The 13887-nt window shown below is 66.5% G+C and carries 12 protein-coding genes; 6 read left to right on the top strand and 6 right to left on the bottom strand.

The window, feature by feature from the left end:
- A partial coding sequence (locus tag JXA24_02795) for a hypothetical protein (protein MBN1282686.1) occupies positions 1 to 1345 on the top strand: 1345 nt, incomplete at its 5' end.
- Positions 1346 to 1357: 12 nt separating this feature from the next.
- Here the strand turns inward: JXA24_02795 and JXA24_02790 are convergent.
- The gene (locus JXA24_02790) at positions 1358 to 1738 is read right to left on the bottom strand and encodes a hypothetical protein (GenBank protein ID MBN1282685.1); all 381 of its coding nucleotides are present in this window, start codon (positions 1736 to 1738) and stop codon (positions 1358 to 1360) included.
- 470 nt (positions 1739 to 2208) lie between these two features.
- Between JXA24_02790 and JXA24_02785 the strand changes: the two genes are divergently transcribed.
- The 5 genes from JXA24_02785 to JXA24_02765 all read left to right on the top strand — a co-directional run bounded on the left by JXA24_02785 (position 2209) and on the right by JXA24_02765 (position 10316).
- Positions 2209 to 5307: a PD40 domain-containing protein gene (locus JXA24_02785; protein ID MBN1282684.1), complete on the top strand. Its 3099-nt coding sequence runs from the start codon at positions 2209 to 2211 to the stop codon at positions 5305 to 5307.
- A gap of 66 nt (positions 5308 to 5373) precedes the next feature.
- Positions 5374 to 7584 carry a transglycosylase SLT domain-containing protein gene (locus JXA24_02780; GenBank protein MBN1282683.1) on the top strand — a complete coding sequence of 737 codons (2211 nt, stop codon included), beginning with the start codon at positions 5374 to 5376 and terminating at the stop codon, positions 7582 to 7584.
- Positions 7585 to 7587: 3 nt separating this feature from the next.
- Positions 7588 to 8328: a 7-carboxy-7-deazaguanine synthase QueE gene (locus JXA24_02775; GenBank protein ID MBN1282682.1), complete on the top strand. Its 741-nt coding sequence runs from the start codon at positions 7588 to 7590 to the stop codon at positions 8326 to 8328.
- Complete coding sequence (locus JXA24_02770; GenBank protein ID MBN1282681.1) at positions 8325 to 9485, top strand: deoxyguanosinetriphosphate triphosphohydrolase; 1161 nt, start codon at positions 8325 to 8327, stop codon at positions 9483 to 9485. Before JXA24_02775 ends, JXA24_02770 begins: the two co-directional genes overlap by 4 nt.
- Positions 9486 to 9671: 186 nt before the next feature.
- Complete coding sequence (locus JXA24_02765) at positions 9672 to 10316, top strand: hypothetical protein (protein ID MBN1282680.1); 645 nt, start codon at positions 9672 to 9674, stop codon at positions 10314 to 10316.
- Between the two features lie 33 nt (positions 10317 to 10349).
- Here JXA24_02765 and JXA24_02760 read toward each other — a convergent pair whose 3' ends face one another.
- From JXA24_02760 to JXA24_02740, 5 genes are all read right to left on the bottom strand, one after another.
- Positions 10350 to 10907, bottom strand: a complete 558-nt coding sequence (locus JXA24_02760; protein ID MBN1282679.1) for a DUF366 family protein — start codon at positions 10905 to 10907, stop codon at positions 10350 to 10352.
- Between the two features lie 24 nt (positions 10908 to 10931).
- Positions 10932 to 11624 carry a 7-cyano-7-deazaguanine synthase QueC gene (queC, locus tag JXA24_02755; protein ID MBN1282678.1) on the bottom strand — a complete coding sequence of 231 codons (693 nt, stop codon included), beginning with the start codon at positions 11622 to 11624 and terminating at the stop codon, positions 10932 to 10934.
- On the bottom strand, positions 11621 to 11992 hold the full coding sequence (locus tag JXA24_02750; GenBank protein MBN1282677.1) for a 6-carboxytetrahydropterin synthase: 372 nt from the start codon (positions 11990 to 11992) through the stop codon (positions 11621 to 11623). Before JXA24_02750 ends, queC begins: the two co-directional genes overlap by 4 nt.
- A gap of 10 nt (positions 11993 to 12002) precedes the next feature.
- Positions 12003 to 13745 (bottom strand): single-stranded-DNA-specific exonuclease RecJ, encoded by a 1743-nt coding sequence (gene recJ / locus JXA24_02745; protein ID MBN1282676.1) that lies wholly within the window; start codon positions 13743 to 13745, stop codon positions 12003 to 12005.
- A gap of 7 nt (positions 13746 to 13752) precedes the next feature.
- Positions 13753 to 13887: hypothetical protein (locus JXA24_02740; GenBank protein ID MBN1282675.1), on the bottom strand; the 135-nt coding region annotated here is incomplete at its 5' end.

Here is a 13887-nt window from a genome sequence, read left to right as displayed (position 1 = left end):
GGCCGAGCTCGTCGCCGAGGGCGCGATCCCGGCGGGCCGCATGGCCACGTGCGCCGGCGACGAGGTGACGCCGAACCACTACGGCCACCTCAACGCCTTTCCCCTGAGCGCCGACCTGAAACACCACGAGGGAGGCGCCGTGGACTGGAGCGCCTCGCCGCTGGACGTGATCGGCACAGGCCCGGATTACTGCCTCGGACTGGACGAGCTGGTCGCCAGGCTCCGCGACGACCCCGGCGAAGAGGTGATACAGATCAACCACATCATGGACAACCCCACGGGGCTCATCCTCGCCTCCGGCTGGGTTACCTCGCCCTTCTACATGAAGGAGTTCGGGGTCGCCCCGCTGTCGAGCTACGCGGACCCGGTGGAGAGGCGCATGCCGCCGAGGAGCGGTGGCGTGCTCTTCCCGCTCGAGTACGGGACCTCGGAGCTCGTGACCCTCGACTTCGACGCGGTGGAGCTTATCGTGGGCATGCACCAGCACGACCCCGGCCTTCTGTTCCGCTCCGCTCTGCCAACGTGGTTCAACCTGCTCAACATGGGGCTCCTCGTCACGGCGACCGGAAACTCCGACAGCCACACCGCGATCGCTAACCCGGTGGGGCTGCCGCGCAACTTCATAGTGAGCCCGGTGGACCCTGCGGACGGGATCGGCGCGAGCCACGACGGGATCGACCTGGAGCAGTACGCGAGGAGCATACGCGAGGGCAGGGTGATCGTCTCGGCCGGGCCGTTCATCTCGGTGAGGGCGGAGGGAAAGGACGGCACCGCCGAGGTGGGCGACACCCTGTCCGGGAGCTCGGCGCGCTTCACGGTGGATGTGAGCGCCCCGTCATGGGCCTGGTTCGACAGGGTGGACGTCTATGCGAACGCGGAGCCCATACCCGTGGACGACGACACCGACATGCCCATGCAGGGGACCGCGGCGGACCCGGCGGTATTCTACAAGCCCTATCACGTGCCGCGCTATACCTATCAGCCCGCGAAATCTTTCTCGCTCAGGGACGGGACGCTCGCCGACTGGACCGAGGAGGGAGGGGTGATCACCGCCGGCGCCTCGTTCGATCTCACCGTGGGCGAGGACACCTGGGTCGTGGTCGTGGCAAGGGGCACCCCCGGGACCGGGGGCTACCGCTCGCTGTTTCCGATCGTCACCGACGTGCTCGTCGACAGGGCGAAGCCGCCCGCCACCTACGACCCAGCGGACCTCTCCCGCTTCCACTCCGACGAGCGGGTCGGCGCGCCCGCGTGGGCGATCGCCAACCCGATCTACATGGATGCGGACGGCGGAGGGTTCACCGCGAAGCACGTCCGCGAAGGCATCTCGCCTCTGGCCCGCTGATCCGACTCCCGGTCAGTATACCCTGTCGCCGTAGCCGTTCATGGTTGTGAACGGGTCCTCTGCCCGGCGCGCGGGATTGTTCTCCGTCTGCGCCCCGTTTTTCCCGCCTGAGGACCCCGTGGCAGCCGTGCTGCAGCTGCCGAAGAACATGGCGATGAGCCCCGCGAGCCCGAGGCCGCCTATGGCCACCCCCAGCCTGAAGATCGAGCAGGAAGGCTGCATGATTCGAAGCGGGACGAGGCTCGCCTTCGGCGACTCGCTGTAGGCCGATGCTGCCGGTGCCGGCTGGGAAGGCCCTGAGGTCTCATCTTTTGCAGACAGCCCGAGGATCAGCATCCCTGTCCTCTCGTAGCCCCTCGCCAATAAGTTCGTGTCTCCGCATACGTCCTTCATCTTCCACTTCCTTTCCGCGGATCGCATCCGCATGTTGAACTCGCTTCCAAAACGGCGCGATATGCGCCAAAAGCCCAGGGGCATGGAGAATCGCCCCGCGCTCCCCCCTCGGGGAGCGCCTCTGAATTCAGGATTTATTGGTTTGGAGAGCGGTTACTTAATGGGTTTGAAGCCTAAAAACGCGGGTAACTGGTAATGGCCGGAAACGCGATGTGAATACACCAAAAGCTCGGGCGCACGCGCACCAAGCCGCATGTAAATCGCGGGAAGCGCCTGTGTGTCTTTGTGGCCCGATTGGTCATTAACCCAATACCTTAAGAGAAAGGGAGATCTCGTGCAAGGGAAAACTTTGTGCGATGGAATTTTCCCGCCGGTTTCCACCCGCGATTGCGTCCTTAAATATTCAAGACTCATTGAGGTTTTTCCCTGAATCTGCTAATTTTCAAAAACTGTTTCTCAGGGGGATCGTGTTGAGGACCCTTGCAATTTCAGCCCTGGCGGCGCTCGTCGTCGCCCTCTCCGCCCCGTCGGCGCACGCCGCCACATTCGATCCGGGCGCAGGGTGGCGCTCGCTCGACTCGGCGCATTTCAAGCTTCACTACCCGGAGAGGCTGAAGGATGTCGCCGAGAAGTCCGCGGTGATCCTCGAGGAGTACTATCCGACCGCAGTCGAGACCTGGGGGTGGAAGCCGCTGGGCAAGACCCATGTGATCATAAACGACAACACCGACGAATCGAACGGGCTCGCCGCGGTGCTGCCGTACGCATGGATGCTCATCTATGTCGCGCCGCCCAACCCGGACTCGTCGCTTGCGCACTACGACGACTGGCTGAGGATGCTGCTCATCCACGAGTTCACCCACATCGTGCAGATCGACGCGGTGGGCGGATTCTGGAGGCCCTTTCGCTGCGTGTTCGGGAAGACAGCGGCGCCCTCGGGCATGAACCCGGTCTGGTTCCGCGAGGGGGTCGCCCAGTTCACCGAGACCTACTTCACCCAGGGCGGCCGCGGCCGCGGCTACTACAGCGAGATGGTGGTCCGCATGTCGGTCCTCGACGACGCGTTCCCTTCGATCGACGAGGCGGACGGCCTGGGCTGGCGCTGGCCCGGCTACAAGGGGGCGTACATCTACGGCATCAAGTTCACCGAGTGGCTGGTGGACGTCTACGGCGTGGACCGCTACAAGGAGCTCGACCGCAGGATCCGAAGCAGCCCGCTGCTCGGCATGCTCAACCACCATACGCGCAACGTCTACGGCAAGACCTTCTACGAGCTCTGGAACGAGTGGAAGCAGGCGCTCTCCGACGGCTACGCGGCACAGAGGGCCGAGATAGAGGCCGGGGGGCTCACGGCGCCGGACGAGACCGTATTCGCGGCCAAGAGGGACGAGGAGTTCAGGATCCCGACCCTCTCCCCCGACGGCTCCCGCCTCGCGTACCAGGTGGTCTCGCCTCACGGAAAACCCGAGATCATGGTCCTCGATCTCGAGACCGGGGAGAGCAGGAGGATCCAGCGGGGGCACACCGCTTCGCAGTTCTCGTGGAGCCCGGACGGTCAGAGGCTCGTCTACTCCGACGTGGGCAGGTACAAGAACTTCAACAGGTACTCCGACCTCTGGATGTACGACTTCGGGGAGGAGAGGCCGAAGAAGAGGCTCACGAGGCTCACCCGAGGAGAGCGGGCGCGCGACCCGGACTTCGACCGCTCCGGCGCATCGGTCGTGTTCGTGGCGGGGGACGCGGGCACGGACAGGCTCAAGCGAATCGAGATCGCCTCCAAGGAGATAGCCGAGCTCACCCCGAGCGTCTTGCCCTACACGCAGTTCGCGAACCCGAGGGTCTCGCCCGACGGCGGCTCATTGGCGGTCTCGGTCTGGCAGCCGGGGGTGGGCTGGCGCGTCTGGCGCTACACGGCCGGCGGGATTCCCGTCCAGAGGATCACCAAGAGCGACGGGCTGGTGGTCGAGTCGAGGCCGGTCTGGTCGCGCGACGGGAGCATGATCTACTTCTCGTCCGACGAAGGCGGCATCGCCAATCTCCACAGGGCGAGCCCCGACGGCAGGAAGGTCGAGCGGATCACAAACGTGCTCTCGGGGGTGTTTCAGCCCTCGGTCGGCCCCGGCGGCACTGTCTACGCCCAGTATTACACCTCAAAGGGGTTCGTGATCGGCCGGTTCGACGGCCTTCGAGCGAGTTACCCGGTCCAGAAGGGGCGCCCCCGCATGATATCGGACTTCTGGGACCGCGAGGGAAAGGTCGATCGCGGCGGGGTCAGGGTGAGCACCACGGTGACGACCAGGGGCAGGGGGCAGGGCGAGACGACCGCAATGGTGATGCCCGACGCCAAGGCGGGCCTCGAGGGGCCGTACCCGGTGGAGGAGATGGCGCTCACAGACCGCAACTACGTCGCGTGGGGAGCGCCGCTGCTGCTGCCGAGGTTCATCATCCCCGCGGTCGCCTACCAGGACGACACGATCTTCGCCAGCGCCTTCACCGGCGGCTCCGACCCGCTCCGCTGGCACAACTGGCTCGCCGGCCTCACCTACAGGACCGACGCCAACTACTTCGGTTTCTTCGGCCGCTACTGGTACAACAGGCACAAGGTGATCTTTGGCCTCAACTACAGGGACTACGCGGTGGATTTCGGAAATATCACCTTCGACTACGACAACGACCCGAACACCCGGGACGACCAGAGGACGGTGCATTTCTACGAGAAGAGGCGCAGCCCCTCGGCGTTCGTGGCTGTGCCGTGGAACAGGCACCTCTTCGTTCTCTCTTATTTCTACGAGGACCATATCCCCATAACGAGCCTCACCAAGGCGGAGGAGGACGCGCTCAACGAGGGGATCTTCGCCGGCTTCAACTTCCAGTACAAGTACGGGGACTCCGAGGAATACCCGGCCTCGATCAGCCGCGAGAACGGGAGGACCATACAGCTCACCGCCAACATGACCGACAAGCACCTGGGCAGCGCGGAGAACAACGAGCAGATCATCTTCTCAGGCGACTGGCGCGAGTACGTGAGCCTCTGGCGTCACCACGTGCTTGCGATCAGGGCGGCGGGCGGCATGACGTGGGGAGATCAGACGGTCCAGGGAACTTTCGGGCTCGGCGGCGCGGTGGGCGAGGGGCCGCTCGCGTCGGGGGGATCGTACACGTACTTCCAGCTGCGCGGCCTCCCCATCTCCTCCCTCTCGCGCAACAGGGCGATGGTGTTCACGACGGAGTATCGTTTCCCCATAGTCGAGCCCATGCGCGGGCTGGGGACGGCGCCGGTGTTTCTCAAACACCTCAGCGGAGCGATATTCGTCGACTACGGCAACGCATGGAACGCCCACGAGGCGGGCTCCGACAGCATAAAGACCTTCTTCGACCAGTTCCTCATGGGAGTGGGCCTCGAGCTGCGCGGGGACTTCGTCCTGGGCCACGGCCTGCCCATACACGGAAGGCTCGGCTACGGCATCATAGTGGTCAACCGCGACCGCGTGAGAAACCTCAAGGACCCGCTCCTGGGCACCGATATAAAATACGGGACCCTGCTGCTCACCCTCGGCTATGCATTTTAGGCTGGAAATATCGCCCCGGCTGGTGTCTTCTCCCTTCTCATGATCTCATCGTCATTGAAGTTGTCGATGTCGCTCGTCGCCCTGTTCGCGGTCGCCTGCGCCCAGGGAGGGGCGAGGGCCTCGCAGGTCGCTGACCCGGCCTCTGCGGCGCCCGGCCCAGGCGCACTGGCTGCAGCTCCGAGCCTCGGCTCGGTCATCACGGGGATAGCGGACCTCAGGCGCCGCGCCTCCACATACAGCCAGCCCGAGTGGGATTTCCTCCTCGGCTACGCACACTTCCACGACGGCCGCTGGGACGCGGCCGGGAAGAGCTTCGCGGCGGCCTCCGGCAGGCTCGACGGGCTCGGCGACTACCTCATCTACTATCGCGCAGCGGTGGCCAACAGGAAGGGAGATCACGCCGCGGCCCTCGCCCTGCTGGATTCCCTGGCGAAGGAGTTTCCGGACACCGCGCTCTCCCGCGACGCCGATGCGGAGAGGGCAACGGCGCTTGCCGGCGCCAGGCGCTTCGGGGAGGCCCAGGCGGCGCTCGGGCGCGCGCTCGCCGGCGCCGACGACCTGGAGGCCCGGCGCATAGAGAGGGAGATGGCTGAGGCGTACGTCCTCATGGGCGACTCCTCCGAGGGCGTCGATCGAGTCAAGAGGCTGGCGCTCTCCGCAGGCTGCGAGCGCGACCTCGAGGATATCTCGGGTCTCATCTCAGAGGTGAAGCGTCGCTTCGGCGTGGACGTCCAGAGGTGGCAGGCCGCCCCCTCCCGCCAGCTGGCGCTCGCACGCTCCTTCACCGGGCAGTCGCAGTGGCAGGACGCGGCGGCTCGGCTCGAGCGCCTGCTCTCCAGGTCGGACCTCACCCGCGAGGAGCGCGCGGAGGCGAAGTGGCTCTTGGCCAAGTGCTGTCGCTGGACGCACCGCTACGACGAGGCGATCGCCCTTCTCAGCGACCTCGTGAAGGAGGGCGGCGGGCTCAACGTGAGCGGCATCGAGTCCACGCTCGCGATAATCTATTCCAAGAAGAACGAGTACGACAAGGCAAGGGCGATCAGGCGGCGCATGATGGAGAGGGCGCCCGCCGGCTCGCGGGCCGCAGCCGAGATGGCATTCAAGATCGCGTTCCTGTACATGGACGAGGGGCGCTACGACGAGGCGATAGCGCACCTCGACCGCGTGGCCGGGATGCGCGGGGCGGGCAGCAGCGCCGTGATGGCCCGATGGTACTCCGGCTGGTGCCGAATGATGAAGGGCGACAACGCGGCGGCGCTCGCCGCGTTCGACGGGCTCATCGGCCGCAGGGCGTCGGACGCGAAGATCGACGACAGGGCCAGGTACTGGAAGGGCAGGGTCCTCGAGTCGATGGGCAGGGGCGGGGAGGCGAAGGAGGAGTTCAGGCACCTGCTCTCGAAATATCCGCGTGGCTACTACGCGGAGCTTGCCCGCCGCAGGCTCAGGGGCGACCGGAGGACCGATGCGGATTTCGTGAGGGCAGCCGGCGCGTGGCCCGACGGGGGCGAATGGAGCCCGGGCAACATCGCGGGTCAGGGCTCGCCGCGCATGGCCAGGGCGCTCATATTCGACAGGCTCGGCCTGCACGCAGAGGCGGCGCGCGAGCTCCGGGCGATCGATTACAGGCGCAACCCCGACCTGGCTGGCCCCGCCATGTGGCTCGCGGAGCGCAACTTCGCCCACGACCTGGCGTACAGGATTGCGGGCGCGAGGTTCGGGCCCTCCCTCAAGGCCGAACCGGGGAAAGACCGCTTCGGCCGCTTCGTCTGGAGGCAGACGCACCCCGCGGCGTACGAGCCGGTGGTCGCAAGCCTCTCGCAGGCCGAGGGCGTGGACCCGCTGCTGGTGTGGTCCGTGATGAAGAACGAGTCGAACTTCAGGCCCAGGGTGATCTCCCCCGCCGGCGCGGTGGGGCTCATGCAGCTCATGCCGACCACAGCCCAGCGGCTGGCGGCGGGCTCCGGCGGAGAGGGCAACTCCCGCGAGGAGCTCTACGACCCGGCCACCAACATCGCATTCGGCGTGACATACCTCGGCATGCTCGCTCAGATGTTCGGCGGCAACGCCGTGGCCATGATCGCGTCGTACAACGCGGGCGAGGAGGCGGTGGAGCGCTGGATGCGAAACGGCCACGTGAAGGACATCGAGGCGTGGATTGAGGAGATCCCCTACGCCGAGACCAACCTCTACGTGAAGAAGGTCCTCAACTCCTACTGGAACTACCAGAGGCTCTACGGCCGCGAGGCGATCGCCCAGACCGGCCCGAGGGGGCGATAGCGGATGGGAACCCAGGCGCACATATCGGAGATATTCAGCTCGGTGCAGGGCGAGGGGCTGTGCGCCGGGACGCCGATGACGTTCGTGCGCTTCGCCGGATGCTCACTTCGATGCGCATACTGCGACACGGAGGGGAGCAGGCGGGTGGGGCTTAAGTTCCGCGTGGAGACTCCGCCGCGGTCCCGAAGATTCTCAGTGTGCGCCAATCCGGTCTCGGCCGAGTCCCTCTCCGACATCCTCGCTCCATTCGACGACGGATACGTGAGCGTGACCGGCGGCGAACCGCTCGAGCAGGCGGAGTTCCTGGCGGAGTGGCTGCCCGGGGTCTCGAAGAAGAAGGTGCTCCTGGAGACCAACGGCGTTCTGCCGAGGCAGCTCAAGCTCGTCCTGCCATGGGTGGATATCGTGAGCATGGACATCAAGCTTCCTTCCTCGACCTGCGGCGTTGCGCGATGGGAGGAACACGGCAGGTTCCTTAGGGCGTTGGTCGATTCGGGCCGCGATGCCTATCTCAAGGTCGTCCTGACCGCCGGCACCTCCGACTCCGACGTGGAGCGCGCGATATCCGCAGCCAGGTCGTCGGGCGGCGCGTTTCCGATATTTCTCCAGCCTGCCTCGGAGACGCCGTCGTTCGACGCCGCGGTCCCGGGCGAGAGGCTGCTCGCGATCGCGCGCTCCTTCTCCGCGGAGTTTCCGGACGTGAGGGTCATGCCTCAGATGCACAGACAGTGGGGGGTCTTATGATCACGAGGGAGGAGTACGAGCAGCGCGAGGACCGCGACCTGGCCGGGTACGCCATGCGCAGCATGGCAAGCCGCGGCCGCAGGCACGTGGAGCAGGAGAGCGAGTACCGCACCTGCTTCGCGCGCGACCGCGACCGGATAGTCCACTGCGAGGCGTTCCGCAGGCTCGAGTACAAGACCCAGGTCTTCGTCAACCACGAGGGGGACTACTACCGCACCCGGCTCACGCACACCCTCGAGGTCGCGCAGATCTCGCGGGGGATCGCGCGGACGCTTAGGCTCAACGAGGACCTCGCCGAGGCCATAGCGCTCGCGCACGATCTGGGCCACACGCCTTTCGGACACAGGGGCGAGACAGCCCTCAACGAGCTCATGGCCGCCCACGGCGGATTCGAGCACAACAGGCAGAGCTATCGGGTGGTCACGCTGCTGGAGCGGCGCTATCCCGACTTCCCGGGCCTCAACCTCTCCAGCGAGGTGCTCGAGGGGCTGCTCAAGCACGCGAGCGAATACGACTCGCCCGAGCTCAAGGGTCTGATCACCGAATCGCCGGGATCCCCCACGCTCGAGGCGCAGGTGGTCAACGTGGCGGACGAGATCGCCTACATGAACCACGACCTCGACGACGGGCTGGAGTCGGGGATGCTGAGGATGGAGGACCTCGAACGGGTCCGCCTGTGGAGGGAGACCGCCTCGAGGGTCGAGTCGGACCATCCCGGCATCTTGCCCAAGATCCTCAAGAGCCAGACCATCCGCAGGCTCATTCACCTGCTCGTCATGGACATACAGGGAGAGACGCACGCCAGGCTCGCCAGGCTCGCGATCAAGAAGATCGAGGACGTGAGGGCGACCGCCGAGCCGCTGGTCTCGTTCAGCGAGGGGATGAGGGCGGCGACCAGGGAGCTCAAGGATTTTCTCTTCGCGAACCTCTACCGCCACTACAGGGTAGAGAGGATGGCGGACAAGTCGAACCGGATACTGGCCGCCCTCTTCAACACCTATCTCAATAACCCGAAGGTCCTGCCGCCGTCGCTCGAGCGCATCATCCGTGAGGAGGGCGGCGCCGAGCGCCGCGTGTGCGACTACATCGCGGGGATGACCGACCGCTTCGCGCTGAGCGAGTACGCCAAGCTCTTCGACCCGGACGAAAAGGTCTGAAAACCCGTAACTCGTGACTCGTAACTCGTGACTGGTGACTGGTGACTGGCGGAATAATACGGAAAGCCTTTTATTTACCGCCAGTTACTAGTCACGAGTCACCAGTCACGGAATTTACTGACGCGCTGCATATTGCCGCCTCCCGGTTCCCCGTACATCATCGGCCGCAACGATCGGAGGTAAGCCATGAAACAGATCCCTTCCGCAGTCGCAGCGCTGGTTCTGGCGGCAATCGCCCTTGTCCCCGCACGGGCGTCCGCGGCGCCGGGATGCGACAGGTCGATCGATGTGAGGGTGGGGCTCGCGGCCCGGTTCGTCACCCTGCCCGAGGCGCCCGCGTACCGGGCCTGGGGCGAGGGTGAGATATGCTACGAGCTCCGAGGCCCCGGGGCCGAGGTGCTCTCCGAGTCGATCCCGAGGCTCATATTCCGCGAGAGGGACCTGCCCGGAGGGCTCGGGGAGATGACTGTGTTCGTGGACGCGATGCCGGGCGTTAACCCGGCGGTCTCGTGGGAGGCCTTTCCGGAAGTCGTGCTCTCGAACGTGGACCTCAGGGTCCGCGCCTATCAGGGCGCGCCTGACTCCGATCCCTCGAAGGCCAGGCCCGTCGTGGATGTCGTGATGTCCAGGCTCAGCTTCAAGACCGGCCTCGTCGAGGCCGAGGGGTTGGAGTCGTTCGGCTCCCTGGATCCTGAGACGCTCTCCGCGACCCTGGTCTCGAGCGCGGTGCTGCCCGATTATCATCACCCGCTCTACGCCGAATGGCTGGCGGGCGAGCCGGTCCTGCTCGAGCTCACCGTCCGGGTCCGCAATCCGTATTCCAAGGAGTGATTCAGAAAAAGTGCAGGTCCTCGGGTCGAGGGGCTATCGGACCTCTCTCACCTTGGTCGTCGCGTGCGCCATTGATTCGATCTCCTCGCAGTAGCGCGCGAGGATCGCATCCGCGAGCCCCTTCGGCCCTATCCCGTATTCGGCCAGCCCCTTTGTGGGCACCGGCGTGCCCTCGCTCACGATGTTGATCGCGAAGTGGATGAGAGAGGAGTGCGGGGATGTTGTGGCGATCGACACCGAGAGTTTTTTGTCCCCCTCGTAGATATCGTCCCCGCGCCGCTCGATCCTCGATCCCGGCGCGAGAGTTGCGATCTCCTCCGCAGCTATGGCGACGAGCAGCCTCTGTCGCGCCACGGCGAGCGCGAGGTCGCGGTCCTCGTGCTCCGCGATGAAGTGGAGCATCGATTTGGAGAAGATCGGGGCGTTTGCAGCCACGTCCTCGAGATCGACCATGTTCCCGATCGGCACGTCTGCAGGGCCGCGGAAGCCCGCGATCGCGCTGCCGGCGATCCCGGTCATCTCGCGCACCCAGCCGGAGCAAAGCTGCAGGCCGTCGTATTTGATTTCCCTGTCGATCCAGCGCCGCTGCATCAATCACCCTTCTTTCATCGTTCATCATTCATCGTTCATGAATCTTTCAGATACCAGATCCCATGCCCCTGCCGACCTGAACGCGCGTATCGACCTCGCGCACGATTCGCAGGCCCCGCAGTGCCTCTCTCCGCCGTCGTAGCAGCACCAGAAGGCGCGGGGGTCCAGATCGAGACCGACGAACTCGGCCGCTATCTCCCCCTTCTCCATATCCCGCGCGGGGCAGAGCAGGCGCACCCTTTTCAGCGTTGAGAGCGAGAGGGCGCGGTCCGTCGCCTCGATGAACCCGGCGCCATTGTCGGGGAATGCGGCGGCCTCCTCGGCGTTGAAGCCGGCGATCACCCGCTCCGCACCAAGGCCCTCCGCGAACGAGGCCGCGATGGCGACGAAGAGGCCGTTGCGGTTCGGGACCCAGACTGCCTCGGCGCGCCCCTTCGCCCCCTGATCGAGCGTTTCGGCGGCGGCAACAGGCAGCGGCCTTTCGGCGTGGGTCAGCGCGCTCGAGCCGAGTTCGGCCAGCCACGGCAGCTCGACGGTGCGGTGCTCGATGCCGAAGCGCCGGCAGAACTCCAGGGCCGCCTCTGCCTCCCTCTCCGCGGCCCTCTGGCCGTAGTCGAAGGTGATGGCGAGCGCGATCTCCGCCTCGCGCATCGCCAGGCGGGCAGCCACGCAGCTGTCCAGCCCGCCGGAGTGAAGTGCGATTGCCCTGGGCTTCATGGTCCCTCGAAAAATGACGCGGAGTGTTCCGGGTCCTCCCACACCGTGACCCTCGAGACCCGCGCCTTGCCTGCGAGCTCCTCTTTGAGGTTCGAGTACACCCCCCGCGCGATGTTCTCGGCCGAAGGGGAGAGGCCCGAGAGGAGGGGGGCCGTGCCGAGGTCCGCGCCCTCCATCCGGCCCACGATCCCGTCCATGGCGCGATCGATCTCCCTGAAGTCCACCGCCATGCCCGCCCCGTCCAGCGTCTCGCAGGCGAGCCTCACCTCGAGGCGGAAATCGTGGATGTGCGGCTCCTCCACGGGGCCGGACGCGGTGAAGAGGGCGTGCGTCGAGGTGAAGCGGCGATTTACCGAGAGCTCGAACATGGCAGGAGCACTATCGCAATATCGGGGCGGGCGCAAGTGCCGGGAATTCGAGGTCGGCGAGCTTCAGCTGCATCGAGGTGACCGAGTTGTAGGTGTTCCACTGCGGGGTGAAGGCGACCGAGACGGTCGATCCGTGCGGCGGCGTCGCCTCCCCCATGCCGAAGCCTATGGCCTCGAATGCGTGCCCGCCCGCGGAGAGGGAGAGCTTGAGGTGCCCGTTGCCCACGGTCCTCGTGCCCGCGACTCCGATGCCGGACATGGCGATGAGCGGCTCCGGGTTGCCCTCTCCGAAGGGGGCGAGCCTCGCGAGCTCGTCCACGAGCCTAGGTGTGATCTCGTGCGGCGACGCGACCGCGTCGATCTCGAGCAAAGGGGGCGGGGCCGTCGCGCCGAATTCGGCGCACGCGGCTGCCAGCCTCCGCCTCAGCTCCTCAATGTTCGAGGGCTCGATCGTGAGGCCGGCCGCCTCCGAGTGCCCGCCGAAGCGGGGCATGAGGTCGGCGCATCGGGCGAGGGCCTTGAGCATGTCCACGCCGCCGAAGCTCCGGCACGATCCCCTCGCGGGCGAGGTGTCGCGGGTTATGACCACCGCCGGGCGCCTGAATCGCGACGCGAGCCTGGATGCGACGATGCCGATCACGCCGACGTGCCAGCCCTTCGAGTCCACGACGATCGCCGCCAGGTCCGCGGGGTCTCCCGGTATCGCCTCCAGAGCCTCCGCGAGGCACTTCTCCTCGATCGACTGGCGCTCCCTGTTCGCCCGGCACAGCCGCTCTGCGATCGGGACCGCGGCCTCGATCGATCCCGCCCGGAGGAGGCGAAGCGCCTCGGCCGGGTCGTCCATCCTGCCGGCGGCGTTGATCCTCGGTGCGAGCCTGAAGGCGACCGTGCGCGGGTCCACGGCCTCGGGCCCCGTGCCGGATGCGGCCATGAGCGCCCTCATCCCGGGGCGGGCCGCCCGCGCGATCTCGGCAAGGCCGAAGGCCGCGAGTATCCTGTTGGCGCCGGTCAAAGGGACGACGTCCGCGATGGTGCCCAGCGCCACCAGATCGAGCGAGCGCTTGAGGTTCGGCTCCGGCGAGGGGAGGCTGCCCGCCTCCCTGAGCAGGCGCCTGGTCGCCAGGGCGAGCATGAACGCCACCCCGCAGCCGGCCAGGTCGGAGAGCGAAGAGGCGCCGCTCAAAAGCTTCGGGTTCACGACCGCGTGCGCAGCGGGGAGCGCTCCCCGGACCGCGTGGTGGTCTGTGATTATCATGTCGAGGCCGAGTTCCCCCGCCCGCGCCGCCGCGTCGTGCGCTCCGATCCCGTTGTCCACGGTGAGCAGAAGCCTCGATCCCCGCCCGGCCATGCGCCCTACCGCGTCGGCGGTGATGCCGTATCCGTCGCCCTTGCGCCTCGGCAGATCTACCTCGCAGCGGCCGCCCGCCCCCTCGATGAACTCCGCGATCAGTGCCGCGCCCGCTACGCCGTCCGCGTCGTAGTCGCCGAACACCCCGACCTGATCGCCGCTCCCGATGGCCAAGGCCAGGCGCGCAGCCGCCGCGTCCATGCCCGGCAGGGAGAACGGGTCCGGCAGATCGTTGAGCGACGGCGAGAGGAAGCGGGACGCCGATTCGGGGGTGATGGGGCCCCGGCGCGCGAGCACGCGCGCGGCGATGGGGCTTAAGTCCAGCTCGCGCGATAGGGCCGTGCAGGCCCGCTCGTCGGCAGGGCCCAGGCGCCACCTCGCACAGCTGATCGCAGTCTCTTGCATAAGGCCGCTATCGCTTCGCCCAGAGCTTCTTGAGCCTAGGCCAGCCGTTGTACAGGCCGATGTAGATGGGCGAGGCGATGAAGATCGAGGAGTATGTGCCGACTATGGAGCCGATGATCATGGCGAAGGCGAAGTCGTGGAG

Source organism: Pseudomonadota bacterium, from assembly GCA_016927275.1.
Taxonomy (GTDB): Bacteria; UBA10199; UBA10199; order 2-02-FULL-44-16; family JAAZCA01; genus JAFGMW01.
The sequence above is the reverse complement of the archived record's forward strand: the minus strand, read 5'-3'. Positions and strand labels throughout refer to the sequence as shown.

Excerpts from the sequence above, each read along its gene's own strand:
- JXA24_02770 (MBN1282681.1), top strand. The coding sequence starts at position 8,325 with ATGATCACGAGGGAGGAGTACGAGCAGCGCGAGGACCGCGACCTGGCC.
- JXA24_02760 (MBN1282679.1), bottom strand. The coding sequence starts at position 10,907 with ATGCAGCGGCGCTGGATCGACAGGGAAATCAAATACGACGGCCTGCAG.
- JXA24_02750 (MBN1282677.1), bottom strand. The coding sequence starts at position 11,992 with ATGTTCGAGCTCTCGGTAAATCGCCGCTTCACCTCGACGCACGCCCTC.
- JXA24_02765 (MBN1282680.1), top strand. The coding sequence starts at position 9,672 with ATGAAACAGATCCCTTCCGCAGTCGCAGCGCTGGTTCTGGCGGCAATC.
- recJ (MBN1282676.1), bottom strand. The coding sequence starts at position 13,745 with ATGCAAGAGACTGCGATCAGCTGTGCGAGGTGGCGCCTGGGCCCTGCC.
- JXA24_02790 (MBN1282685.1), bottom strand. The coding sequence starts at position 1,738 with ATGAAGGACGTATGCGGAGACACGAACTTATTGGCGAGGGGCTACGAG.
- JXA24_02775 (MBN1282682.1), top strand. The coding sequence starts at position 7,588 with ATGGGAACCCAGGCGCACATATCGGAGATATTCAGCTCGGTGCAGGGC.
- JXA24_02780 (MBN1282683.1), top strand. The coding sequence starts at position 5,374 with ATGTCGCTCGTCGCCCTGTTCGCGGTCGCCTGCGCCCAGGGAGGGGCG.
- queC (MBN1282678.1), bottom strand. The coding sequence starts at position 11,624 with ATGAAGCCCAGGGCAATCGCACTTCACTCCGGCGGGCTGGACAGCTGC.